At 71.4% G+C, this 22,457-nt stretch carries 18 protein-coding genes and 1 tRNA gene; 4 read left to right on the forward strand and 15 right to left on the reverse strand.

What is annotated here, in order from left to right:
- The 3 genes from ACFHWS_RS17175 to ACFHWS_RS17185 all read right to left on the reverse strand — a co-directional run.
- A partial coding sequence (locus ACFHWS_RS17175) for a polyketide synthase (protein WP_416568541.1) occupies positions 1-1,279 on the reverse strand: 1,279 nt, incomplete at its 3' end.
- Positions 1,280-1,503: 224 nt separating this feature from the next.
- On the reverse strand, positions 1,504-2,715 hold the full coding sequence (locus tag ACFHWS_RS17180; protein WP_416568542.1) for a cytochrome P450: 1,212 nt from the start codon (positions 2,713-2,715) through the stop codon (positions 1,504-1,506).
- Between the two features lie 284 nt (positions 2,716-2,999).
- Entirely contained in the window at positions 3,000-3,857 is an 858-nt protein-coding gene (locus ACFHWS_RS17185) for a helix-turn-helix domain-containing protein (protein ID WP_416568543.1), read from the reverse strand.
- On the opposite strand from ACFHWS_RS17185, the gene ACFHWS_RS17190 reads away from it, so the two are divergent.
- Genes ACFHWS_RS17190 through ACFHWS_RS17200 form a run of 3 tightly spaced genes read left to right on the forward strand, consistent with a single transcriptional unit; the run spans position 3,817 to position 7,091 of the window.
- On the forward strand, positions 3,817-5,034 hold the full coding sequence (locus ACFHWS_RS17190) for a cytochrome P450 (protein WP_416568544.1): 1,218 nt from the start codon (positions 3,817-3,819) through the stop codon (positions 5,032-5,034). The genes ACFHWS_RS17185 and ACFHWS_RS17190 overlap by 41 nt on opposite strands.
- Positions 5,035-5,081: 47 nt before the next feature.
- Positions 5,082-6,269, forward strand: coding sequence for a DegT/DnrJ/EryC1/StrS family aminotransferase (locus ACFHWS_RS17195; RefSeq protein WP_416568545.1), 1,188 nt, complete (start codon positions 5,082-5,084; stop codon positions 6,267-6,269).
- A 39-nt stretch (positions 6,270-6,308) separates the two neighbouring features.
- Positions 6,309-7,091: a thioesterase II family protein gene (locus tag ACFHWS_RS17200; protein WP_416568546.1), complete on the forward strand. Its 783-nt coding sequence runs from the start codon at positions 6,309-6,311 to the stop codon at positions 7,089-7,091.
- A 21-nt stretch (positions 7,092-7,112) separates the two neighbouring features.
- On the opposite strand, the gene abc-f is transcribed toward ACFHWS_RS17200, so the two are convergent.
- Together abc-f and ACFHWS_RS17210 are read right to left on the reverse strand one after the other, a co-directional pair.
- Positions 7,113-8,765: a ribosomal protection-like ABC-F family protein gene (gene abc-f, locus ACFHWS_RS17205; RefSeq protein ID WP_416568547.1), complete on the reverse strand. Its 1,653-nt coding sequence runs from the start codon at positions 8,763-8,765 to the stop codon at positions 7,113-7,115.
- 170 nt (positions 8,766-8,935) lie between these two features.
- Positions 8,936-9,011: transfer RNA gene (locus ACFHWS_RS17210), tRNA-Thr, on the reverse strand.
- A gap of 123 nt (positions 9,012-9,134) precedes the next feature.
- Here ACFHWS_RS17210 and ACFHWS_RS17215 point away from each other — a divergent pair.
- Positions 9,135-10,901: a metallophosphoesterase gene (locus tag ACFHWS_RS17215; RefSeq protein ID WP_416568548.1), complete on the forward strand. Its 1,767-nt coding sequence runs from the start codon at positions 9,135-9,137 to the stop codon at positions 10,899-10,901.
- A gap of 27 nt (positions 10,902-10,928) precedes the next feature.
- Here the strand turns inward: ACFHWS_RS17215 and ACFHWS_RS17220 are convergent, their stop codons facing one another.
- The 10 genes from ACFHWS_RS17220 to ACFHWS_RS17265 all read right to left on the reverse strand — a co-directional run bounded on the left by ACFHWS_RS17220 (position 10,929) and on the right by ACFHWS_RS17265 (position 22,398).
- The gene (locus ACFHWS_RS17220) at positions 10,929-11,762 is read right to left on the reverse strand and encodes a PSP1 domain-containing protein (protein ID WP_416568549.1); all 834 of its coding nucleotides are present in this window, start codon (positions 11,760-11,762) and stop codon (positions 10,929-10,931) included.
- Positions 11,763-11,997: 235 nt separating this feature from the next.
- Complete coding sequence (locus tag ACFHWS_RS17225; RefSeq protein ID WP_416556458.1) at positions 11,998-12,723, reverse strand: hypothetical protein; 726 nt, start codon at positions 12,721-12,723, stop codon at positions 11,998-12,000.
- The gene (locus ACFHWS_RS17230) at positions 12,723-13,073 is read right to left on the reverse strand and encodes a hypothetical protein (protein ID WP_416556457.1); all 351 of its coding nucleotides are present in this window, start codon (positions 13,071-13,073) and stop codon (positions 12,723-12,725) included. Before ACFHWS_RS17230 ends, ACFHWS_RS17225 begins: the two co-directional genes overlap by 1 nt.
- Before the next feature lies 1 nt (position 13,074).
- A complete protein-coding gene (locus ACFHWS_RS17235; RefSeq protein ID WP_416556456.1) occupies positions 13,075-13,401 on the reverse strand; it encodes a YbaB/EbfC family nucleoid-associated protein in 327 nt (108 codons plus the stop codon).
- Between the two features lie 96 nt (positions 13,402-13,497).
- A complete protein-coding gene (locus tag ACFHWS_RS17240) occupies positions 13,498-14,703 on the reverse strand; it encodes a DNA polymerase III subunit delta' (protein ID WP_416556488.1) in 1,206 nt (401 codons plus the stop codon).
- Positions 14,704-14,714: 11 nt separating this feature from the next.
- Positions 14,715-16,784 carry a dTMP kinase gene (gene tmk, locus ACFHWS_RS17245; RefSeq protein WP_416556487.1) on the reverse strand — a complete coding sequence of 690 codons (2,070 nt, stop codon included), beginning with the start codon at positions 16,782-16,784 and terminating at the stop codon, positions 14,715-14,717.
- Between the two features lie 202 nt (positions 16,785-16,986).
- A complete protein-coding gene (locus ACFHWS_RS17250) occupies positions 16,987-17,658 on the reverse strand; it encodes a TetR family transcriptional regulator (RefSeq protein ID WP_416556455.1) in 672 nt (223 codons plus the stop codon).
- A gap of 252 nt (positions 17,659-17,910) precedes the next feature.
- Positions 17,911-20,802: a type I DNA topoisomerase gene (gene topA, locus ACFHWS_RS17255; RefSeq protein WP_416568550.1), complete on the reverse strand. Its 2,892-nt coding sequence runs from the start codon at positions 20,800-20,802 to the stop codon at positions 17,911-17,913.
- 376 nt (positions 20,803-21,178) lie between these two features.
- Positions 21,179-21,862, reverse strand: a complete 684-nt coding sequence (locus ACFHWS_RS17260; RefSeq protein ID WP_416556453.1) for a hypothetical protein — start codon at positions 21,860-21,862, stop codon at positions 21,179-21,181.
- Positions 21,853-22,398, reverse strand: a complete 546-nt coding sequence (locus tag ACFHWS_RS17265) for a hypothetical protein (RefSeq protein ID WP_416556452.1) — start codon at positions 22,396-22,398, stop codon at positions 21,853-21,855. The genes ACFHWS_RS17260 and ACFHWS_RS17265 overlap by 10 nt, the downstream gene beginning before the upstream one ends.
- Positions 22,399-22,457: the final 59 nt, after the last annotated feature.

Here is a 22,457-nt window from a genome sequence, read left to right on the forward strand (position 1 = left end):
CAACAGAAACAGACTCCCCCACCACAGGAGCCTCCTCCAAAATCAAATGAGCATTCGTACCGCCCATTCCGAAGGAACTGACTCCGGCGAGGCGTGGCAGGCCGACCTCGCGGCCCGGCCACCGCTGGAGGTCCGTCTGCACCCGCAGGTTGAGGTCGTCGAGCGGGATGTCCGGGTTCGGCGTCTGGAAGTTGAGGCTCGGGGGCAGCATTCCCTCCCGGACGGCGAGCACCGCCTTGAGCAGGCCGGCGATGCCGGCGGTTCCCTCAAGATGGCCGATATTTGTCTTGACAGATCCGACGGCGAGTCTGGTGTCGGGGGTACGGGCCGCGCCGAGTACCGCCCCGAGGGCAGCCGCCTCTACGGGGTCGCCGGCCTTCGTTCCGGTGCCGTGCAGTTCGACGTAGGTGATCTGCTCCGGCGCGACCATGGCCCGCTCGTACGCCCGACGCAGCAGCGCCTCCTGGGCCGCCCGGTCGGGGTGGGTAAGGCTCGGGCCACCACCGTCGTTGTTGACCGCGCCGCCACGGATCACGCAGTGCACCCGGTCGCCGTCGTCGATCGCCTGGTCGAGGGGCTTGAGGACGAGCGCTACGCCGCCCTCACCACGGACGTAGCCGTTGGCGCGGGCGTCGAAGGTGAAGCACCGTCCGTCGGGAGACAGTGCGCCCATCAGCGCCATGCCGACGCTGCTCTCCTCTGCCAGGACGAGGCTCACGCCGCCGACGAGCGCGACCGTGCTCTCGCCCCGGCGCAGGCTCTCGCACGCCAGGTGGACGGCGACCAGGGACGACGACTGCGCAGAGTCGACGGTGAGGCTGGGCCCGCGCAGGCCGAGCAGGTACGACAGGCGGTTTGCGGTAAGGCTGCGGTGCAGGCCGGTGGCAGTGTGGCCGTTGATGGCAGCGCCGGAGCGGTGCAGCAGGGTGGCGTAGTCGTCGGCGGCGATGCCGACGAAGACACCGGTGTCGGTGCCCTTGAGGTCGGCGGGTCGGATCCGGGCATGCTCCAGTGCCTCCCAGCCGAGTTCGAGCATCAGGCGCTGCTGCGGGTCCACCGCGGCAGCCTGCCGCGGGGACATCCCGAAAAATGTGTCGTCGAATTCCGCCTTACCCTCCACCACGGCCCGCCAACTGCCGTCGGGTTGGCGTTCGACCGCACTCCGACCGGTACGTAGCAGTTCCCAGAATTCCTCGATGCCGGGCGCGCCGGGCAGCCGGCACGCCATTCCGACCACGGCAATATCGCTGGTGTGCAGCACGCTGCTCTTCACGGTCATGAGGTCTCCTGGGTCGAGAAGAACGCGCTCGGGAGACTCACCGACTATCCGAAGGAGGGCTCTGGCGCGCTGCGCGTCCGCGCGCAGCTCGATCATTCTCCCGGCGAGAATACGTAACGATGATGGCCGACAGGGTGGCATCACCAGCCCGCGTTTTAGATTGGGCCGTGGCGGATCATCCGGTGCTTACTCGGCCCCTCATCCGAACTGGTCGTGGAGCTGGATCACCACCTCACCGGTAGGGTCACGAGGCTCCGTACCATCATCCCCCGGTGCCATTCGAGTTCGTTCTCCTTGACCGCGAGGCGAAGGTTGGGGAGTCGTCTGACCAGAGCTCCGATGGTGGCCTGGATCTCCAGTCGGGCGAGGCTGGCACCAATGCAGAAATGCGGGCCGTATCCAAACGCGATGTGCGGATTGGGTTCACGGTCGAGGACGACGTCGGCGGCGTCCGGGAAGGCGTCATCGTCGAGGTTGGCGGAGGTCAAGGAGAAGATCACGGCGTCACCGGCACGGATGGTGGCCCCGTTGAGTTCCAGGTCCTCGGTGGCGATGCGGGTGGGCCCCACTGTGGCCCACATCGGGGCGATGCGGAGCAGTTCCTCGACGGCTGTCGGGATCAGCTCGGGCCGGGCGCACAGGGTCTCGTACCGGGTCCGGTCGCGCAGCAGGACGAACAGGTGCGAGGCGATCTGGCTGGCGGTGGTCTCATGGCCGCCGACGAGGAGGCCGCCGGTGAGCATGATCAGCTCTTCCTCGCTGAGCCGGTCGCCATCGTCGCGGGCCTCGATCAGCGCACCGATGAGGTCGTCGGTACGGTTCGCGCGGCGGTGCGCGAGCAGGCCGCCGAGGTACGCGATGAACTCCTGGACGGCCTGTTCGACCTCGTCGTCCGAGTAGCGGGTGCTGGACATCAGGGCATCGCTGAAGGCCCGGAAGATGGGCTGCTCCTCGGTGGCGACCCCCATCATCTCGCAGATGATCGTGACCGGGACGGGGAGGGCGATCTGGCGTACGAGGTCCGCTGGCGGGCCGGTCTCGATCACGTCGTCGACGAGCCGGTCGGCGATCTCGGCGACCCGGGGGGCGATGTCCCGGACGCGTTTCGGGGTGAACGCGGTGGCGACGAGGCGGCGCAGCCGGGCGTGCGCCTCGGGGGGCATACCCATCAGCCCGTCCGCCTCCTGAATGCGGGGGGAGGCGCGGGGCACGTCCCGGCCGGCGCCGGCGGCGATGCTGAGCCGCGGGTCGGAGAGCGCCTTCCTGGCATCGGCGTGCCGGGTGACCAGCCAGGCGTCCCCACCGCCGTAGGGCATGCGGACGCGGGCGACCGGCTCCTTTGAGCGCAGGTCCCCGTAGGTCGGGTCGACAGTGAGGTCGGCGCGGTCGCTGAAGGGGTAGAGCCGTAAGGATCCGGCTGTTACGGGACACTTCATGGCTGCTTCTCCTCCAGAAAGGGGGCCGTCCTGTACCGATCTTGACAAGTTCCCTCCCTGAGAGCCCGCCCTTTCCCGACAGCCCACCCTTTCCCGATTCACCCAACAGGAGCCGGCGACACGCTGTCACGAAATCACAGAGGACTATGTCAGGTCCCGTAGTTTAACTGACCGAACCGTCTGTGACAATCGCTACAGTCGATCTCCTCCGGGCGTGCTCTCAGCGTTGGAGACGGCACTATGTCAGGTCCGGCCTTGCGACCGCAGGCACCGGGCCGTAACTTTCAATGCCACGGAACGGTTCTCGGCATGCCCCCCGACAGCTCAGTCCGGTGCACGGTTCGACGCCAGCACATCGACCACAATGGCACACATTGCAGACCACGTTTTGCCGTAGCTGGTTTCGATTCGTTTCGCGCCCACCAACGCCCGAAAAAAGTCGCCATAACCGGTACACCTGCGGATCCGGCGACCGCTACTGTCAGACCGCCGAATCCTGGCAAGGTTGAGTTCCTCCCCGCCCTAAAAGACGGAAATCCCCTTGGTCGCCCTCGGGGTTTCCTGTTTCGTCGACGACCGCCCGTCCGAGAGGAGAACTCCCGTTGAGGTCTGACACCGCCTCCACAGGCAATCACGGAGAGCCTCCCCAGGGCACCGCATGCGGAGCGCAGCCGGGTCGACGGGAACCAGCGGTCCACGACCGCCAGGTCTCGGCCGTACCAGTCGGCCTTGTCCGCCAGCATGGTCCGGAACTGCCGCAGCGCCTGCTGCAACGGCACCGACGAGACCTCGGTGAGGAAGGCGAACTCGTCGGTCGCCTCGGTGCGGACGGCCAGCGCCATGTGGTAGACCGGCCGGACACAACCGAACGTCCGGGCAAGCTCGGCCGCCTGCCCCGGGGTGGGGTAGAGGCGGTACCGGAACGCCCACTTCACGGTTTCGGGAACAGTCCACAATCTCGCAATCCGGTCGGGAAACCTGGGGTGGCGTGTGGATGGACGCCGATCCGCCCTGGCGGCAGATCGGCTTTCCCTGTCCTGCTCCGCAGGAGTTCCGTTTCCTCCCCGGCCTGAACGCCGACGTATCCACGGAAGGGCTCCGATGACGCAGACGGACAACGCAGCCGCGCCACCGCTCGACATGCCCAAGGGCGCGGACGCCCGGGGGCTGCTGGACTGGTTCGCCTACATGCGGGAGCACAGTCCCGTCTCCTGGGACGAGACCCGGCAGGCCTGGCACGTGTTCAACTACCGGGACTACCTGACCGTCACCGCCAACCCGCTGATCTTCTCCTCGGACTTCAGCCCGGTCTTCCCGGTTCCGCCGGAGCTGGCCCTGCTCATGGGGCCAGGCACCATCGGCGGCATCGACCCGCCCCGACACGGTCCGATGCGTAAACTGGTGAGCCAGGCGTTCACTCCCCGGCGGATCGCCCAGATGGAGGCGCGGATCGAGACGATCACCGCCGACATCCTCGAGCAGGTTCGCGGCCAGGAGCGAATCGACATCGCCGCCGAACTCGCGTACCCGCTGCCGGTGGCGGTCATCGCCGACATGCTGGGCATCCCGAACGAGGACCACGAGAAGTTCCGCGAGTGGGTCGACATCATCCTCAGCAACGAGGGCCTGGAGTATCCGAACCTCCCGGACGACTTCACCGAGACGGTCGGCCCGGCCATCGCGGAGTGGTCGGAGTTCCTCTACGCCCAGATCGCTGAGAAGCGGGCCCGGCCGCAGGACGACCTGATGAGCGGGCTGCTGGCGGTAGAGGTCGAGGGCCGCAAGCTGACCGACGAGGAGGTGGTCAACATCGTGGCGCTCCTGCTCACCGCCGGGCACATCTCCAGCGCCACGCTGCTCAGCAACCTCTTCCTGGTACTGGAGGAGCACCCGGAGGCGCTGGCGGCCGTCCGCGCCGACCGCAACCTCGTCCCCGGTGTGGTCGAGGAGACCCTTCGCTGGCGGTCCCCCTTCAACTGCATCTTCCGGTTGCTCGCCGAGGACACCGAGATCTTCGGCCAGCCGATGCGCAAGGGGCAGATGGTGATTGCCTGGATCGCCTCCGCGAACCGCGACACCGAGGTGTTCACGGACCCGGACATCTTCGATATCCGGCGCGAGCCGAACAAGCACCTGGCCTTCGGCTACGGCATCCACCACTGCCTGGGCGCGTTCCTGGCCCGACAGGAGGCCAAGGTCTTCCTCAACCACGTCCTCGACGAGTTCAGCGAGTTCAGCATCGACCACGACGAGGTCGAGTTCTACGACCCGGACCAGCTCACCGCGCGACACCTGCCCGTCCAGGTGGTCCGCGGCTGATCGCCGTCGACCCGCTGACCTGCCCCGACCCCACGCACGGACCCGAGGTGACAGTGGAGGTTCCCTTCCTCGACCTGGTTGCGGCCAACGACGAGGTACGGGCCGACCTGGACGCGGCGTACACGCGGGTGTCCGCGTCGGGCCGCTACCTGCTCGGTCCGGAGCTGACGGCGTTCGAGAGGGAGTTCGCGGCGTACTGCGCGGCGCGGCACTGCGTCGGGGTGGGCAGCGGGCTGGACGCGCTGGTGCTGGCCCTGCGGGCGCTCGGCGTCGGGCCGGGTGACGAGGTGATCGTGCCGGCGCACACGTTCATCGCGACGTGGCTGGCGGTGTCGGCCACCGGTGCCCGCCCGGTGCCGGTGGAGCCGGGCGGGTCCAGTTTCGGCATCTGCCCGGAGCGGTTGGCGGACGCGCTCACCCCGCGGGTCAAGGCGGTGCTCGTCGTACATCTCTACGGGCACCCTGTCGACCTGGACGCGGTGCGGGCGGTCGCCGACCGGTACGGCGTACCGGTGGTGGAGGACGCGGCGCAGGCCCACGCCGCCACCTACCGGGGGCGGCCGATCGGTGCCGGCGGGGTGGTCGCGTTCAGCTTCTACCCGGCGAAGAACCTCGGCGCGCTGGGCGACGGCGGAGCCGTGGTCACCGACGATGCGCGGCTCGCCGAGCGGGTCCGGCTGTTGCGCAACTACGGCTCCGCACGCAAGTACGAACACCAGGTGCAGGGCGGCAACTCGCGGCTGGACGAGTTCCAGGCGGCGGTACTGCGGGCCAAGCTGCCGTACCTGGACGAGTGGACCGCGCGACGGGACCGGGTGGCCCGGCGGTACACGGAGGCGCTGAGCGAGGTGCCCGATCTCGTCCTGCCCACCGTCGCGCCCTGGGCCACGTCCGCGTGGCACCTGTACGTGGTCCGGACCCGGCATCGTGAGCTGCTGCGGGGTCGGCTGGCCGAGGCCGGGGTGGAGACGCTGGTGCACTACCCGACCCCGGTGCACCGGTCCGGCGCGTACCGGGACACCGAGACGGTCCGCCGGGCCGGCCCGTTACCACTCATTGAACGCCTCGCCGAGGAGGTCCTAAGCCTGCCCATCGGCCCCCACCTGTCCGACGAGAGCGTCGAGATGGTGGTCTCCGTGGTCCGCGCCGCCCTGACCGACATGGCGGCGCAGGTCGGGGCCGCATCGTCCCGGTCGGTGCGCCGGGCCGCGCCCACCAGGCCACCGACCACCTGAGCACCGCATCATCGAGGAAACCGAGGAGCGTCCACCCTCATGTCCCGGGCCGCCGATTCACCCGAGCTCTGGCTGCGTCGTTACCAGCCGGACGACGACCCCGCCGTCCGGCTGTTCTGCTTCCCGCACGCTGGCGGCGCAGCCAGCGCGTACCTGCCGTTCGCGCGCCGGCTGCCGGCCACGTTGGACGTGGCGGCGGTCCAGTACCCGGGCCGGCAGGACCGCCGGGACGAGCCCTTCGTCGACTCCATCGACGCCCTCGTGGAGCGGCTGCTGCCCATCCTGCTCGCCGCAGCGGACCGGCCGATCGCCTTCTTCGGACACAGTATGGGCGCCACGGTCGCCTTCGAGGTCGGTCGGCGGCTCCCACCCGCCGCCGCCGACCGGCTGGTCCACCTCTTCGCCTCCGGCCGGCGGGGCCCGGCCACCCCCCGCCGCGACCGGTACTACCACGCAGACGACGAGCTGATCGCGGAGATCCGCCGGCTGGAGGGCACCGACTCCAGCCTGTTGGCCGACGAGGAACTGCTGCAGATGGTCCTCCCGGCGATTCGCAACGACTACCGGGCGGCGGCGACCTACGACTACCGCCCTGGGCCACTGCTGCGCTGCCCGGTCACCGTGCTCACCGGCGACAGCGACCCCAACGTCACGGCCGAGGAGGCGGCGGCGTGGGCCGAGGTGACGACGGCAACGACGGTGGTCCACACCTACTCCGGCGGGCATTTCTACCTCAACGGCCAGATCGACGCGGTCTGCGGGCGGGTCACCGCCGCGCTCAAGGCGCTGACCCCGGCGGGGACCGGCGGCGTCGGCGGCTGAGGTACTCCTCCCGCCCGGCCGTCACACCCGCGTGGAGCCGGCGACCGCGCCCTCGCGCAGCTCCAGCCGGGTCCCGGTGAAGGTGCTGCGCATCCGGCGGTCGTGCGTCACCACGACCAGGGCCCCGGCGTAGCCGTCCAGCGCCCGCTCCAGCTCCTCGACCAGCAGCGGGGCGAAGTGGTTGGTGGGCTCGTCCAGTAGTAGCAGGTCGGCCGGGCGGGTGACCAGGCGGGCCAGGTCGATCCGGCGGCGCTGCCCGACGGAGAGCGTCCCGACTGGCATCCCCAGATCGTCCGGGCGGAAGAGGCCGAGCGCGAGAAGGTCCTCGGCGTGCTCGTCGGGGTGCCCCGGGCGGCCCGCCGCGAACGCCTCCAGCAGGGTGCGCCCCGGCTGCTCCGCCGCCACGTCCTGGCGCAGGTGACCGACCCGGGCCGGGAGCCGCACCTGCCCACCGTCCGGAACGAGTTCACCGGCGAGCACCCGCATCAGCGTGCTCTTGCCCGCCCCGTTGCGACCGGTGACCAGCAGTCGCTCGGACCGGCCGACGACCAGGTCGGGAACGTGGAGCCGGTCGCCGACCCGAACGTCGGTCAACTGGGCGCAGAGGGTGTCGGCGTCCACCGGGCCCGCCGTGACGGACGCGGTGAACCGCAACGGGTCGGCGGGGCGCGGAACCGGCTCCTCCCGGAGGCGGCGCAGCCGTTCGTTGGCGTTGCGGGCCTTGCGGGAGGTCGCCGTTGACGAGGACCGGGACCGGTGCGCGCCGGCCCCGCTGAACGCCGCCGGACCCTTGCGGGAGATGGACCGGAGCATCTCGCCGGCCCGCTCCGCGAGGTCGGTCTGCCGGTCGACCTCGGCCAGCCAGTCCGCGTACGCGCGCTCCCAGGCGGCCCGGGAGGCGGCCTTTGCCCGCAGGTAGTTGGCGTAGCCGTCCCCGTACCGGCGCACGGTCAGGGTGTCGGCGTCGACCTCCAGGATGGTGGGAGTGACCGCCTCGAGGAACATCCGGTCGTGGGTGACCACCAACACCGTGCCCCGGTGCGTGCGCAGGTGCTCCTCCAGCCACTCGACGGCCTCGGTGTCGAGGTCGTTGGTGGGCTCGTCGAGTAGCAACAGCTCCGGCGCGGCGGCCAGGGTGGCCGCGAGGGCGAGCCGGGACCGTTCCCCGCCGGAGAGGGTGTCGACCGCCCGGTCCCGGTCGAGATCGGGCAGGCCGAGGCCGTGCAGGGCTGCGTCCACCCGGGCGTCGGCCGCGTAGCCGCCGCGGGCTTCGAACTCGGTGAGCAGCGTGCCGTACTCGTCCAGCTGCTCAGCGGTCGCGGCGGCGAGGGCCGCCTCGGCGGCCCGCAGCCGCGCCTCCATGTGCCGTAGGTCGGCCAGTGCGTGGTCCACCACGTCCCGCACGGTGCCGCCGGGTGGCAGCCGCAGCCGCTGCGCCAGGTATCCGGTGCCGCCGGGCGCGGAGACCGTCAGGTGCCCGCTGTTCGGCGTCTCCAGCCCGGCGATGAGCCGGAGCAGGGTCGACTTGCCCGACCCGTTCTCGCCGATGACACCGACCCGCTCCCCCGGCTTGACGGTGAGCGACACCCGCTCCAGGACGACCCGTTCGGGGTAGCGCTTGGTGACCTCGTCAAGGACGAGTTGCGAGTCGGGTGACGACGGGCAAGTCCGCACGAGGGAACTCCTGCTTCGGGCTGGGCCGAACATCCAGCCTTAGTCAACCACGCGGCCGTCCGCCACGCGTCGTGGAAGGCTCTGCCGCGCGGTCGCGGCCACCGCGTCCCTGGAAACCTGACCGGCGAAGAGATGCCCTGACCAGCAGGCCTGCTGGTCAGGGCATCTGTTGGAGCCGCCTGACGGAATCGAACCGTCGACCTACGCATTACGAGTGCGTCGCTCTGCCGACTGAGCTAAGGCGGCAACGGTGAACCAGTGTACGGCACCGGGCGGAGATCACGCCGGGCGGCCGAGAGGCACCGACGGGACGGCCGAGGGCCGGCCACGGGTGACAGGCGTCAATGACCGACAGTAGGCTCCGGACGTGTGACGGACGAACCGAGCACGCCTGCCCCAGCCGCCGACCCGGCCGGCCCCGGGCCGATCGATCCGGACCCAGCCGCCGCCGAACATCACCGGCCCCGGTCGCTGGACCCGAGGGAGCTCGGCTTCGCCCCGCGACCACCGGTGCCCTGGCTGGCCCCGATGCTGCTGCTCAGCACCGGGCTACGCACCCTGCTGGCGATGCTGTTCGGCGCGTACCTCGACAAGCGGGAACTGCAGGGCGCGCTCCCCGACGACGTGCACCACCACGACGCCGTCGACGGGGAGCTGTGGATCGACTACGTGGCCGACCTGGGTGACGGCTTCCCGGCCACCTACTCGCTGGCGTACCTGCTGGCACAGCCGGAGCTGGACGTCGACGGCGTCGGCCGGCTGCGCCGCGGCGACCTGCTGGTGATGGGCGGCGACCAGGTCTACCCGGCGGCCAGCGGCGAGGCGTACGAGGACCGGAGCAAGGGGCCGTACCAGGCGGCCTTCCCGAAGCCGCCGGCCGGGCAGCCGCGACCCACGCTGTACGCCATCCCCGGCAACCACGACTGGTACGACGGGCTCACCGCGTTCCTGCGGCTGTTCGCCCGCCGACGCGACGCCACCATCGGCGGCTGGCGGACCGAGCAGAAACGGTCGTACTTCGCCACCCGGCTGCCGAACGACTGGTGGCTGTTCGCCATCGACGAGCAGTTCGGCGCGTACCTGGACGACCCGCAGCTGATCTACTTCGAGAAGGCGGCCGAGCAGCTCAAGCCGGGTGACCGGGTGATCCTGGCGGTGCCGGAACCGACCTGGGTCAAGGCGGTCGGCGACCCGCAGGCCTACGACGCGGTCGACTACTTCCTGCGTACGGTGGTCAAGCCGGCCGGTGCCCGGGTGCCGCTGATGATCTCCGGCGACCAGCACCACTACGCCCGGTACGCCAACCCGGACCGGCAGTTGATCACCTGTGGCGGCGGCGGCGCCTACCTGTCGGCGACGCACAAGTTGCCCGAGCGGATCACCGTACCGCCGGTCGACACCCTTTCCCGCAACGCCAGCCCGCAACGCGACTACGAGCTGGCCGGCCGCTACCCGGAGGCGGCCCGGTCCCGCCGCTACAGTTGGGGGATCTTCCACCGGCTGCCGCGCCGCAACCCGGGCTTCGCCACCCTGCTCGGCACCCTGCAGACGCTGCTGATGCTGGCCGTCGCCGGGGTCATCGTCTCCTGGGCCGATCCCGACAACCAGCGACTGTTCAGCATCCCGCTGGTCGCGATGGTGGTGCTCACCCTCGCCGCGTCGGTGGTCTTCGCCAAACCGCCGAGCGCCAGCGGCGCCCGACATTCCCGGCACTGGCTGCTCGGGCTCGGGCACGGTGTCGCGCACATCGCGCTGGCCTGGGTCGGTGCGCTGATCTGGCTGGAGCTACCGTTCGTCGACTGGCCCTGGCCATTGCCGGTGGTCGCCGCCGCAGTCGTCTACGGCCCGGTCGCCGGGCTGGTCGCAAGCCAGCTGACCGCCGGTTACCTGGTGCTGGCCGGCGCGTTCGACGTCAACCTCAACGAGCTGTTCGCCGGGCAGGGCATCGAGGACTCGAAGTGCTTCATCCGGATGCGGATCGCCGCCGACGGGTCGCTGACCCTCTACCCGGTGGCCGTCGACCGGGTGTGCCAGCGCTGGCGGGCCGACCCGCAGGCGCCCGCGCACGCCCCGTGGATCGTGCCGGAGCAGCCGCTGACCACCCGACTCGCCGAGGAACCGATCACCATCCGCTGAGCCGGCGACGTCCGGTGAGCCGCGAGGTCAGCCGTACGCCTGGTCGTGGGCCCGGCGCGGGCCGCAGACGTCGGCCAGGGCACAGCGTTGCACCGCCCCGTCGGCAATCTGCCGTACGGTGACCGACTCGCTCGGCGGATGCCGCGACACCACCTTGGCCGGACCGTCCGGGGTCTCGACCCGCTGGCCCGAGGTGGGGTAACTGCTGCTGTCCGCGTACAGTGGATGTTCGTACTTGAGGCAGCACATCAGTCGGCCGCAGGCGCCGGAGATGCGCAGCGGGTTGAGCGGCAGATCCTGGTCCTTGGCCATCCGGATGGTCACCGGCTCAAAGTCGGTGAGGAAGGTCGCGCAGCACAGGTCCCGGCCGCAGGAGCCGATGCCGCCCTGCACCCGGGCCGAGTCGCGGGCCGCCAACTGCCGCAGCTCCACCCGGCAGTGCAGGGTCGCGCCGAGGTCGCGCACCAGCGACCGAAAGTCGACCCGGTGCGGCGCGGTGAAGTAGATGGTGGCCCGGGCGCTGTGCAGCGACCCCGGTCCCAGCACGTGGTCAACGGCGACCACCTTCATCGGCAGCCCGTGCTCGCGGATCAGCCGCTTCGCCGCGACCTTCGCCTCCGCCTTGCGTTTGCGTTGCACCTCGTCACGGTGCAGATCCTGCTCGGTGGCCAGCCCGGCCAGCCGGGGAAAGCCGTCGGTGGGATCGTCGACCCACTGCGGGGCCCAGACGCACTCGGCGACCTCGGTGCCGTCGTCGGTGGGCACCAGCACCTTGTCGCCGACCGCCGGCCGCAGATCACCGGGGTCGAGGTAGAAGAGGCGCCCGTACCGGTTGAAGCTGACCGCGCAGAGCATCCCCATGGCCCTACCCTACGTCGACCTCGCGGCATCGAGAAGGCAGCCGGCGGCAGCCGATCCGCCGGATGGAGCCGGCTGAACGGCTGAATGTGCCGGGCGGCCCGCAACCTGTCCGGGCCGGCCGCGTTCCCTTCGGTGTCAAGAGCCTGCGGGGGGTGCAGGAAGGGTCACGGCGTCGCAGCCGGAGCAACAGGCGAATAGCCGTGCTCCTGAGCGCGGCGCCGTTGCCTGTTCCGGGTCAGTAGCGCAGCCGGATCGTCCCGTCGGCACCGGCACCAGGGCTGGCGACATCGGCCGGCCGGTGCCCGCCGGCCGGCGCCAACCGGGGCCGCCAGCGCTCCAGCAGGTCCTCGCCCCGCTCGGCGATCTCCAGGATCGCGGTCAGCACCGCCGCCGCGATCGTGGCGGCGGCGTCGGCCGCTGCCGACCCCGGCGGCCCGGAACCCGGAACCGCCGACCATCCGGGTTCGGCGTCGACGGTCCGTACGGTGACCGCCTCGGCCGAGCCCAGTGCCTCGGCCAGCACGGCGGCCAGGCCGGCCCGGCTCAGCGCCGCCCAGCCGGCGACCGCCTCGGCGTACCCGGCGGTGGCCGTCAACCGCCCGGCCAGGCTGTCCGGGTCGGCAGCGCCACCGCCACCACCACCGGTCAGCCGGGTGGCGAGGGTACGGCGTGCCGCGTCGTACGCCTGAGCCGCCGGGCCGGACCAGTCCAGCCGGCCGGACAGCACATCGACCGCTTCGGCGTACCCGTCCAGTTGCGGGCGGAGCGCGGCGCCGGCGGCGGCCAGCGGCTCCGGGCGCACCGCGACGAACGCGGCCACCGCGTCACCGGGCAACGCCCGCACCTGGCGCAGCAGCGGCCAGACCGGATGCCCCGGCGGCGCGCCGGTGCCGATGAGCAGCGCGTCCACTCGGGCCAGCAGATCCCGGGCCGGGGCGGCGACCCGGTCCAACACGTCCATCAGCTGCCCTCCGTCGACTGCCGGCGGCGGGCCGTCAGGTCGACGTCGCGGTACGCGCCGACCACGGACCGCAACCCGGCTGCGGTGTCGGCGAGCCGCCGGCCGGCGTCGTCCGCTTCAGCCGCCCGCTGCGCCATCGTGTCCCGCCACTGCCGGCCCAGCGCTGCGGTGAGCGCGCCCAACCGGCCGGCCGACACCGCCTGCGGCCCGCCGACGGCGGCGCCGCTCAACTCGCCGCCCAGTCCACGGTCTGCGTTGTCGCGCAGCCCGGTCAGCTGGCTCGCGGTGCCAGCCAACTGGTCGGCGCAGCGCGTCAGCTCGGCGGCGATCAGCTGCACGGTGGCGTCCATGTCAGACCTCCCGCAGCGACGGGTGGGCACCGAACGTCTCGGCCCACAGTTTCTCGCGCGCCCAGCGGGCGGCGTCGGCTGCCGCCGCCACCGTGGACCGCACGGCGGCGGCCAGTTCGGTGTTGCTCCGGGTGTGCAGGGGACCGAGGATCCGTACGTCGGTCACGGTGCCGGCGGCGTTGACCACGATCTCGACCGACCCGTCCGGCGAGCGCACCGTCACCTCGACGGTGTGCACCGCCTTGTCGAACTCGACCTGCCGGGCCTCGATTTGGCGGTACCGCTCGACCGCGTCCTCGATCCACGCTTCGTCGATCTGCCGTACCACGGGGTCCTCACCATCGTCGGCAAACGGGCACAGACCGGTCTGCACCCTACGTACGGATGGGGCTGCGCTACGGCACCGAACCGTACCGGCAGCGACCTAGCCGCGCCAGAGGCTGAGCATCATCGCTTCGACGGCGATCCGTGGCTTGACGTTGCCGGTGATCGCTTCTCGGCAGCTCAGCACTGCTTCCAGCCGGCGCAGCGCCGACTCCGCTGTCCACTTTTCGGCAGCTGCGCCGGTGAGCCCGGCGATGTCGGTGTGCACCGGGGCCACCGGGGCCCGCAGCGCGGAAACCAGTACGTCGCGGTAGAAGCCGGCCAGATCAACCAGCGCCCGGTCCAACGCGTCCCGCTGCGCCCGGGTGGCCCGGGACTTCTGCCGCCGTTCCAGCTCCTTGATCTGCCCGGCGGTCCCCCGGGCAGCGCTGGCGGCACCGCGCCCGGTGCCGCCGGCACCCAGCGCGGTCTGCAGCGCCGTACGTTCCGCCGCGTCAACATCGGCGACCGCTGCCTCGGCCTCCGCCTCGGCGGCGGCGATCAACGCCGACGCGGCGTCGAAGCAGGCCCCGACCGTGGTCAGCCGACGCGGCACCGCCAGAACGGCGTCCCGGCGCTCCCGCGCCTGCTGGTCCTGGGCCAGCCGCCGGGCCCGGCCGACGTGCCCCTGCGCGGCCGCCGCCGCCCAGGTGGCGGTCTCCGCCGGTACGCCGTCCCGCTCGGCCAGCACCTGGGCGACCGCCTCGGCCGGCGGCTGCCGCAGGCTGACCACTCGGCAGCGGGACCGGATGGTCACCGAAATGTCGTCCGGGTGGGTGGACGGCGTACAGAGCAGGAACACCGTCCTGGGCGGCGGTTCCTCGATCGCCTTGAGCAGCGCGTTGCCGGCCGCCTCGGTGAGCCGGTCGGCATCCTCGATCACCAGCACCTGCCAGCGTCCGGCGGACGGCGTGCTGGCCGCCCGCAGCACCAGCGCGCGCATCTCGCCGACGCTGATCGACAGGCCGTCCGGCACGACGAACCGGACGTCGGCGTGGGTACCGGCCCGGGTGGTGTGGCAGCCGGCGCACCGGCCGCAGCCCTGCCCGTGCAGGCACTGCAGCGCGGCGGCCAGCGCGCGGGCGGCCACCGACCGCCCGGAGCCGGGTGGCCCGGTGAAAATCCAGGCGTGGGTCATCGCCCCGGCCGACGGCGGCGGGTCGCCGTCGCCGGCGGCTAGCAGCTCGCCAGCCGCCGCAGCGGCCCGGCGCAGGGTCTGCACCGCCTCGTTTTGACCGACCAGGTCGGCGAAGACGTCAGCGGGCATGCTCACGGTCGTCACGTCGGTCGCCCCGCTTCGGCGTCGGCCCTCGGCTCCGCGTCGGCGTTCGGCTCGGCGTCGGCGTTCGGCTCCGCGTCGGCGTTCGGCTCGGCGGGCGCCGCCGGGTCGGCCCGGCCGGTCAGCACCTCGACCCGGTCGAGCACCGCGCCGCGTACCTCGTCGACGCCACGGGTGGCGTCCAGCACCAGGTAGCGTTTCGGGTCGGCGGCGGCCAGGTCGAGGAACGCGTACCGGACCCGTTCGTGGAACGCCAGCGACTCGCTCTCCAGCCGGTCGGCACCGGCCCCGCGCCGCTGCGCCCGGTCCAGGCCCGCCCGTGGCTCGATGTCCAGCAGCACCACCAGGTCGGGTTTGAGACCCCCGGTGGCCCAGGAGGAGAGCCAGGAGACCTCATCGACCGGCAGGGTCCGCCCGGCACCCTGGTACGCCAACGACGAATCGACGTAGCGGTCGCTGACCACGACCGCGCCCCGGGCCAGCGCCGGCCGGACCACGGTCGCCACATGGTGGGCCCGGTCGGCGGCGTACAGCAGGGCCTCCGCGCGGGGCGACGGCGCGTCGGGTCCGCCGTCGAGCACCAGCCGGCGGATCTTCTCGCCGAGCCCGCTGGCCCCCGGTTCGCGGGTCACCACCACCTCCCGGCCCCGCTCGCGCAGCGCCTGCGCCAACGCCGTCACCTGGGTCGACTTGCCGGCGCCCTCGCCGCCTTCGAAGACGACGAAGACCCCGTTCGCGGTGAACGGCTCCGCCGACGCCAACGGCCGCCCCCGGATCGACCCCCACAGGTCGGCCAGGACCGGAACGCCTGGTTTGTCATCCATCTGGCGGAAGGCGCTGAGCCCGGCGAAGATGCCGAACACCCCGGCGAGCAGCAGCAACAACCGGGTCGAGGAGAACGAGACGCCCAGGTTGGCGATCTGCAGCTGGCGGGAGCCGCCCACACCGACCAGCACGCTGCTGACCGAGATGGCCAGCATCAGCACCACCCGGGTGCCGGTCTGTACCACGGCGAAGACCCGGCCCCGGACGTCGTCGGCGATCTCCCCGCCGAGCAGGGTGATCCCGGCCAGGAACGCCATCCCGGCCGCCGCGCCGACCAGCACCGCGCCGAGGATGGCCATGGACAGATGGATGGACAGGGCGAGGATCAGCACCGAGCCGCTGGCCAGCATGATGCTCAGCCCGAACCAGCGCCGCCGGGACAGGTCACGCACCACCGTCGGGCCCAGCCCGATCCCGGCGCCCAGACCGACGAAGATCGCCGCGAAGAGCAGGTAGAACGCGGCGTCACCGGCGCTCAGCGAGGCGGTGAAGAACTTCGCGGTGCCGATCACGATGCCACCACCGGCGAACGCGCCGAAGATGCCCAGCACCAGACCCCGGACCAGCGGGGTCTGGCCGATGAACCGCCACCCCTCGACGAACTGCCGGATCAGGCTCTGGTCGGCGCGCCCGGCGGCGCCGGCCCGTCCGCTGATCTCCTTGATGCCGTAGAAGACCACGATCGCCGTGGCCAGCCGGGAGGCGGCGTTGAAGAACAGCGCCAACTGCGCCGGCTCCGCCCAGGCCGGCAGATCGGTCACCGCCGCCGCCCGGACGGCGGCGTCGAGGACAGCCAGGCTGATCGCGGCGAGCACCGGGGTGAACCCGTACGTGGCGATCAGGGTGAGTTGGTTGGCGATCTCCAACCGGGCCTTGGGGATCAGGTTGGGGACCGCCGCCTCCTTCGCCGGGATCCAGATCAACGTGATCGTCTCGATCAGGAAGATCGCGATCGCCGCCCAGGCGACCGTGAGGGCGCCGCTCGCGCCGAACATCGGCAGCAGCGGGATGGAGGCGAACAGCACGAACCGGAGCAGGTCGCAAATGACCATCGTGTAGCGGCGGTCGAACCGGTCGGCGAGCACCCCGGCGACCGGGCCGAGGACCAACGCCGGCAGCAGCCGTACGGCGATGACACCGCCGAACGCCGCGCCCTGCGCCGCACCGCCGGAGACCTGCCCGGCCGCGAAGATCGAGGTGGCGAGCAGGCCCAGCCAGTCGCTGAACGAGGCGACCCCGAGCACGATCCACAGCCGCCGGAACGGACGGATGCGCAGCACCGAACGCAGCGCCGGCAGACCGGACAGGTCGACCGGGGCGGCAGCCTGGTCGGCCGGCGGTGTGTCGGGCGCACCACCGCGCTGCGGCCTGGTGGCGTTGTCGTCGATGACCGTTCCTCCCCGTCGGCCCGGCGGCCGGGCCCCGGTCACACTCTAATCCTGGCGCTCAGCCCGGTCGGTCACGGTCACCGTCGCGGTCACCGGTCGCGGCGGGGTCGACGTGGCGGTGCAGGTATTCGCGAATCAGGGCCTTCGCTTCGCGCAGTACGCTCTCATCGCCCTCGGCGGTGCGCCGGAACGCCAGTTTGATCAGCGCGTCGGCGGCCTCCACCGCGATCTGCAGCGCGAACCGCAGCCGGGGTTCGTCCGGGATACCGAACCGCCCCACCAGTACCTTGGACAGCTCACTGGCGATCACCGCGTTGTTGTCCCTGCTCTCGTCCAGCAGCCGTACGTCGACCACGTCGCCGAAGTGCAGGGTGCGGAATCCGGGCACCGTACGGTGCATGCAGATGTACTCGTCGATGCCGGCGGCGACGCCGTCCCACCAGTGGTCGAACTCGCCGCCGGTGAACCGTTCGTTGAGCCGCTGCACGTACGCCTCGATGTTGCGCAGCGTCAGTGCCTGCACGATCGCCCGCTTGTCCGGAAAGAACTGATAGACGGAACCGATGGCCACCTCGGCTCGTTCAGCGAGCAGGGTCGTCGTCAGACCCTCGTAGCCAACCTCGTCCACGATCTCGGCGCACGCGTCGAGCATGCGCTGGACCCGGGCGAGACTGCGCCCCTGGACCGGCACCCGCCGCAGCGGGCCACTGGTGACGGCTGGTGTCGACACTCGTCCCACTCCTTCCGAGAAAGATCCCCCGCGCGTCGGAACCACCGTCGGCAGCAGTGAGATCAAAAACGTTACTCGGATTAACGAGCGAAACGGATATCGGTATTCACCTGTCCCACATCATCCTGACCATGAAGATCATTTGAGAAGATCATTCATGACAATCTGGCCCTCGGCGGGCCACCGCCGGCCAGGAGCACGGCCAGGAGTCATCCACCTGGCGCGTGGTCTGCGGCGTGGTCTGCGGTGCGGTCAGGAGTCGTCGGACCGGTCTGCGGCCCGGCTGGCGGTGGCCTTCTTCGGCGCGGTCTTCTTGGCCGTAGCCTTCTTCGCACCGGTCGCCTTGGCGGTGGCCTTCTTCGCCGGCGCTTTCTTCGCCGCCTTCTTACGCGGCGCCGGGCCCTTCGCCCGCTTCTCGGCCAACATCTCCGACGCCTGCTCGATCGTCAACGACTCGGGCGTCTGGCCACGCCGCAGCGAGGCGTTGCTCTCGCCGTCGGTGACGTACGGGCCGAACCGGCCGTCCTTGATCACCAGCGGACGCTCGGTGAGCGGATCCGCGCCCATCTCCCGCAACGGCGGCGCGGCGGCCCGCCGCTGCCGGGTCTTCGGCGCGGCGAGCAACGTCAGCGCCTCGTCCAGCGAGACGGTGAACAACTGCTCCTCGGACTCCAGCGACCGAAACTCGTCGCCCTTCTTGACGTACGGGCCGTACCGGCCGGCGGCGGCGAGCACCTCGGCACCGTCCGGTGCCACCCCGACCACCCGGGGCAGCGACAGCAGCCGCAGCGCCTCGGCGATGCTCAGCGTCTCCGGTGACTGGGAGCGCAGCAATGAGGAGCGGCGCTCGCCACTGGCGACGTACGGGCCGAACCGGCCGGACTTGAGCACGATCGGCTCGCCGGTCTCCGGGTGTTCGCCGAGCTTGCGCTCGCCACCACCGCCGAGAAACAGTTCGTTGATCTTTTCCGGGGTCAGCTCGTCCGGCGCGATCCCCTCCGGCAGCGAAACGCGGTCCCCGCCGGCTCCGGCTGCCGCCCCCTCCGCCTCGTCACCGCCACCGGCCGCCGGCTCGGCACCGCTGGCAGCACCCGCTGTGGGCGCGGCCGCTGAGCCATCTCCGGTCGGCCCGGCCGCCGCGTGGTCGGCACCCTCCGTGTCGGGCAGGAACCGCTGCAGGTACGGACCGTAGCGGCCGACCCGGACGACGACCTGACGGCCCTCGTCGTCGACACCGAGCGGGATCGAATTGACGCTGCGGGCGTCAATCTCGGCGAGCTTCTCGGTGACCAACCGCTTGAGGCCACCGGAGCGGGCGACCGACTCGTCCCCCGCGGTGTCGCTGCCGAAGTAGAACGAGGTGAGGAAGTCCACTGCCTGGTGGTCGCCGGACGCGATCTCGTCCAGCTCGTTCTCCATGCTGGCGGTGAAGTTGTAGTCGACCAGTCGCGGATAGTGTCGCTCCAGCAGCCCGATCACCGCGAAGGCCAGGAACGACGGGATCAGCGCCTGGCCGCGTTTGGCCACGTACCCCCGGTCCTGGATGGTCTGCATGATCGACGCGTAGGTGGACGGGCGCCCGATGCCCAGCTCCTCCAACGCCTTGACCAGGGAAGCCTCGGTGTAGCGGGCCGGCGGCTGGGTGCTGTGCCCGACCGCCGCCAACTCCCGCGCGGTGAGCGGTTGGTCCTTGGCCAGGTTCGGCAGCCGGCGCTCAGCGTCCTCCGCCTCGGCCGACTCGTCGTCGGACGACTCGACGTAGGCGCGCAGAAAGCCCGGGTCGGTGATCGTCTTGCCGGTCGCGCCGAAGTCGCATTCCTCGCCGACGGTCGAGACGGCCCGGATCCGCACCGACACGCTGGAACCCACCGCGTCGGTCATCTGGGACGCGATGGTCCGCCGCCAGATCAGCTCGTAGAGCTTGAACTCCTCGGCGGACAGCTCGTTGGCCAGCTCCCCAGGGGTGCGGAAGTGGTCACCGGCGGGGCGGATGGCCTCGTGCGCCTCCTGGGCGTTCTTGACCTTGCCGGTGTAGCGACGCGGCTCCGGCGGGACGAAACGGTCGCCGTACAGCTCGGCGACCTGGCTGCGGGCGGCGGCGATCGCCGTCTCCGACAGGTTGACCGAGTCGGTCCGCATGTAGGTGATGTAACCGTTCTCGTACAGGCGCTGCGCGGTGCGCATCGTCTGCTGCGACGAGAACCGCAGCTTGCGGGCCGCTTCCTGCTGCAGGGTGGAGGTGATGAACGGGGCGTACGGCCGGCGGCGGTACGGCTTCTCCTCGACCCGGGTGACGGTGAACGGCCGACCGTCGAGCCGGGCCGCCAGGCCCCGCGCCCCGTCGCTGTCCAGATGCACCACCGACGCCTCCGGGCGGACCCGCCCGGTGCTCGGCTCGAAATCCTTGCCGGTGGCGATCCGGTCGCCGCCGAGCGCGATCAGGTTGGCGGTGAACGAGCGGGGTCCGTCGGCGTCGGCCGCCGACTGGCCGGTCACTGCCAGGGTGGCCTGGATGTCCCAATACTCGGCGGTACGGAACGCCATCCGCTGCCGCTCGCGCTCCACTACGATCCGGGTGGCCACCGACTGCACCCGGCCGGCGGACAGCCGGGGCATCACCTTCTTCCACAGCACCGGCGAGACCTCGTAGCCGTACAGCCGGTCCAGGATCCGCCGCGCCTCCTGGGCGTCGACCAGGTTGCGGTCGATCTCCCGGGGATTGGCCACCGCGGCCCGGATGGCGGCCCGGGTGATCTCGTGGAAGACCATCCGACGCACCGGCACCCTGGGTTTGAGAGTCTCCACCAGGTGCCAGGCGATCGCTTCGCCCTCGCGGTCCTCGTCAGTGGCGAGCAGGACCTCGTCGACCTCCTTGGCCAGCTTGGTCAGCTTGGCGATCTGCTGCTTACGGTCGGCCGAGACGACGTACAGCGCGGCGAAGCCGTTGTCGACGTCGACGCCGAGCCGGGCCCACGGCTCCTTCTTGTAGCGGGCCGGCACGTCGGCGGCGTTGCGCGGCAGGTCCCGGACATGCCCGAGGCTCGCCTCGACGACGTACCCCGGGCCCAGGTAGCCCGAGATCGTCTTGGCCTTCGCCGGCGACTCGACGATGACCAGACGGCTGGTTGAGGTGTTGCTCGGCACGTCTCTCCTGACCTCGACCCACTCGGACCGCCCGGCGACAGGCGGCGGCCCAGATCGACCGGCGCCCGCCACGACAAGCGGGCGGGCGACGGTCACGATGTCCAACGTAACGCGAACCCGGGGCCGGTGGAGCACACGCACCCAAGCCTTCGGCCCGATTTGCGTCGGTCGTCCGGTTGGTTCACCGCAGCCGGTCAGCAGCCCACCCGATGCCGACCCAGCTCGTTCCTACCGCACCAACGGCGACACGGTACACCCACCGACCGGCGTGACGTGGCGCACCGCACCGCAACAGCCGCTGGCGTCGGTCGATGTCCCGGCTGTTCTGTCAGCGATCAGACAGCGATCGGGACCGGGTCGGAGAGCAGCCGCGCCATCACGCCCAGCCGTCCTCGGGGGCGGCGGCGGGCCGGTCGCCGAGCAGCTCGGCCAGTCTGGTCAGCCGGCGTCGGCCCACGATCCGGTACGCCGGACCGCCGGACCGGGCATCGAGCAGCACCGCCGGCAACCCGATCGCGGCGAGCGCGGCACCCACCTGGGGCCAGTTGTCCGCGTCCGACTCGACCAGCCGCAACCGGTAGCCGAGCGGATCCCTGGCGCCGGCCGCCGCCGCCCACAACCGCAGCCGCTGACCGGCCAGGTGGAATCCGGTCGGCGGCCGCTTGACCAGCCGGTCGTCCTCGCCGCCGTGCACCGGCTCGGCCGCCGGCAGGTCGGCGTCCGGTTGGTCCGGCGTCGGCGGATGCAGCCAGGCCGCGCCGAGCCGGGCCAGCACCGCCGTGTACGCCGTCCGCACCGTCAGCCGGCCGTCCGGCAGCTGACGCCAACTCGGCGCCAGCCCGCGCCGCCGGAACTCGGCCACCAGCACGTGCACTCGCCAGGCCGGCTCGACGTCCACCGACACCCGTACCGTGCCGCCCATCCGGCTGATCCGGCCCGGACCGGCGAGCAGACCCGCCAGGTCGCCGGGCGTCGGATCCGCCGCCGCCACGCCGAACAGCGACAACTGCCGGGCCGTCGGGACACCGGCGGAGGAGTCGGTCGGCGGCGTCAGCGACACTCCGGGACCTCGTAGAAGGCCCTATTGAGCTCCGCGGAACCCAGTGAGCTGGTGTCCAGCGCGCTGCGCTGGTAGTCGTCGGTGAGGGTGGCAAGCACCGCCTCGACCCCGTCGTAGAAGCTGTCCGCCGGTCCGGTGGCGTCCAGCCCGGCGATGCCCTCTTCGGCCTTGCCGTACGCGTCGCGCACCGCGCCGAGCGAGTCGGCGAACCCGGTGGCCACCTGCTCACCCTGGTCCGCGTCGGGCACCCCGGCCTCCACCACCCGGACCCGGGCGGTCTCGGTCGCGGCGGCCGCGCCGGACAGCAGCCGGATCAGGTTCTCCTGCGCCTGCGCCGGCGTCGTCTGCGCGGTCATCTGCTGCTGGGTGCTGCTGGTCAGATTGCTGATCTCCGCCCGCCACGGGCGCAGCGCGGTGCACACCTCGGCCGCCCAGACGACCGGGCTGGGCCCTCCGCCGCAGCCCGACAGCGTCAACGCCACGGCGGTGAGCACCACTGCGATCCGAGCAGTTGACACCACGCGGCGCGCTCCCATGCTGTGCAGCGTACGCACCGGCGACGACAGCCCTACGGCCCGCCGCCGGTCGGCGGTAC

Origin of the sequence: Micromonospora sp. LOL_013, assembly GCF_048060315.1 — a bacterium.
Lineage (GTDB): Bacteria > Actinomycetota > Actinomycetes > Mycobacteriales > Micromonosporaceae > Micromonospora_E.

What these genes read in the sequence shown, in the direction of transcription:
- ACFHWS_RS17180 (WP_416568542.1), bottom strand. Translation starts at nt 2,715, where the DNA reads ATGAAGTGTCCCGTAACAGCCGGATCCTTACGGCTCTACCCCTTCAGC.
- ACFHWS_RS17190 (WP_416568544.1), top strand. Translation starts at nt 3,817, where the DNA reads ATGACGCAGACGGACAACGCAGCCGCGCCACCGCTCGACATGCCCAAG.
- ACFHWS_RS17185 (WP_416568543.1), bottom strand. Translation starts at nt 3,857, where the DNA reads ATGTCGAGCGGTGGCGCGGCTGCGTTGTCCGTCTGCGTCATCGGAGCC.
- ACFHWS_RS17200 (WP_416568546.1), top strand. Translation starts at nt 6,309, where the DNA reads ATGTCCCGGGCCGCCGATTCACCCGAGCTCTGGCTGCGTCGTTACCAG.
- ACFHWS_RS17220 (WP_416568549.1), bottom strand. Translation starts at nt 11,762, where the DNA reads ATGGGGATGCTCTGCGCGGTCAGCTTCAACCGGTACGGGCGCCTCTTC.
- ACFHWS_RS17225 (WP_416556458.1), bottom strand. Translation starts at nt 12,723, where the DNA reads ATGGACGTGTTGGACCGGGTCGCCGCCCCGGCCCGGGATCTGCTGGCC.
- ACFHWS_RS17230 (WP_416556457.1), bottom strand. Translation starts at nt 13,073, where the DNA reads ATGGACGCCACCGTGCAGCTGATCGCCGCCGAGCTGACGCGCTGCGCC.
- ACFHWS_RS17240 (WP_416556488.1), bottom strand. Translation starts at nt 14,703, where the DNA reads ATGCCCGCTGACGTCTTCGCCGACCTGGTCGGTCAAAACGAGGCGGTG.
- ACFHWS_RS17265 (WP_416556452.1), bottom strand. Translation starts at nt 22,398, where the DNA reads ATGGGAGCGCGCCGCGTGGTGTCAACTGCTCGGATCGCAGTGGTGCTC.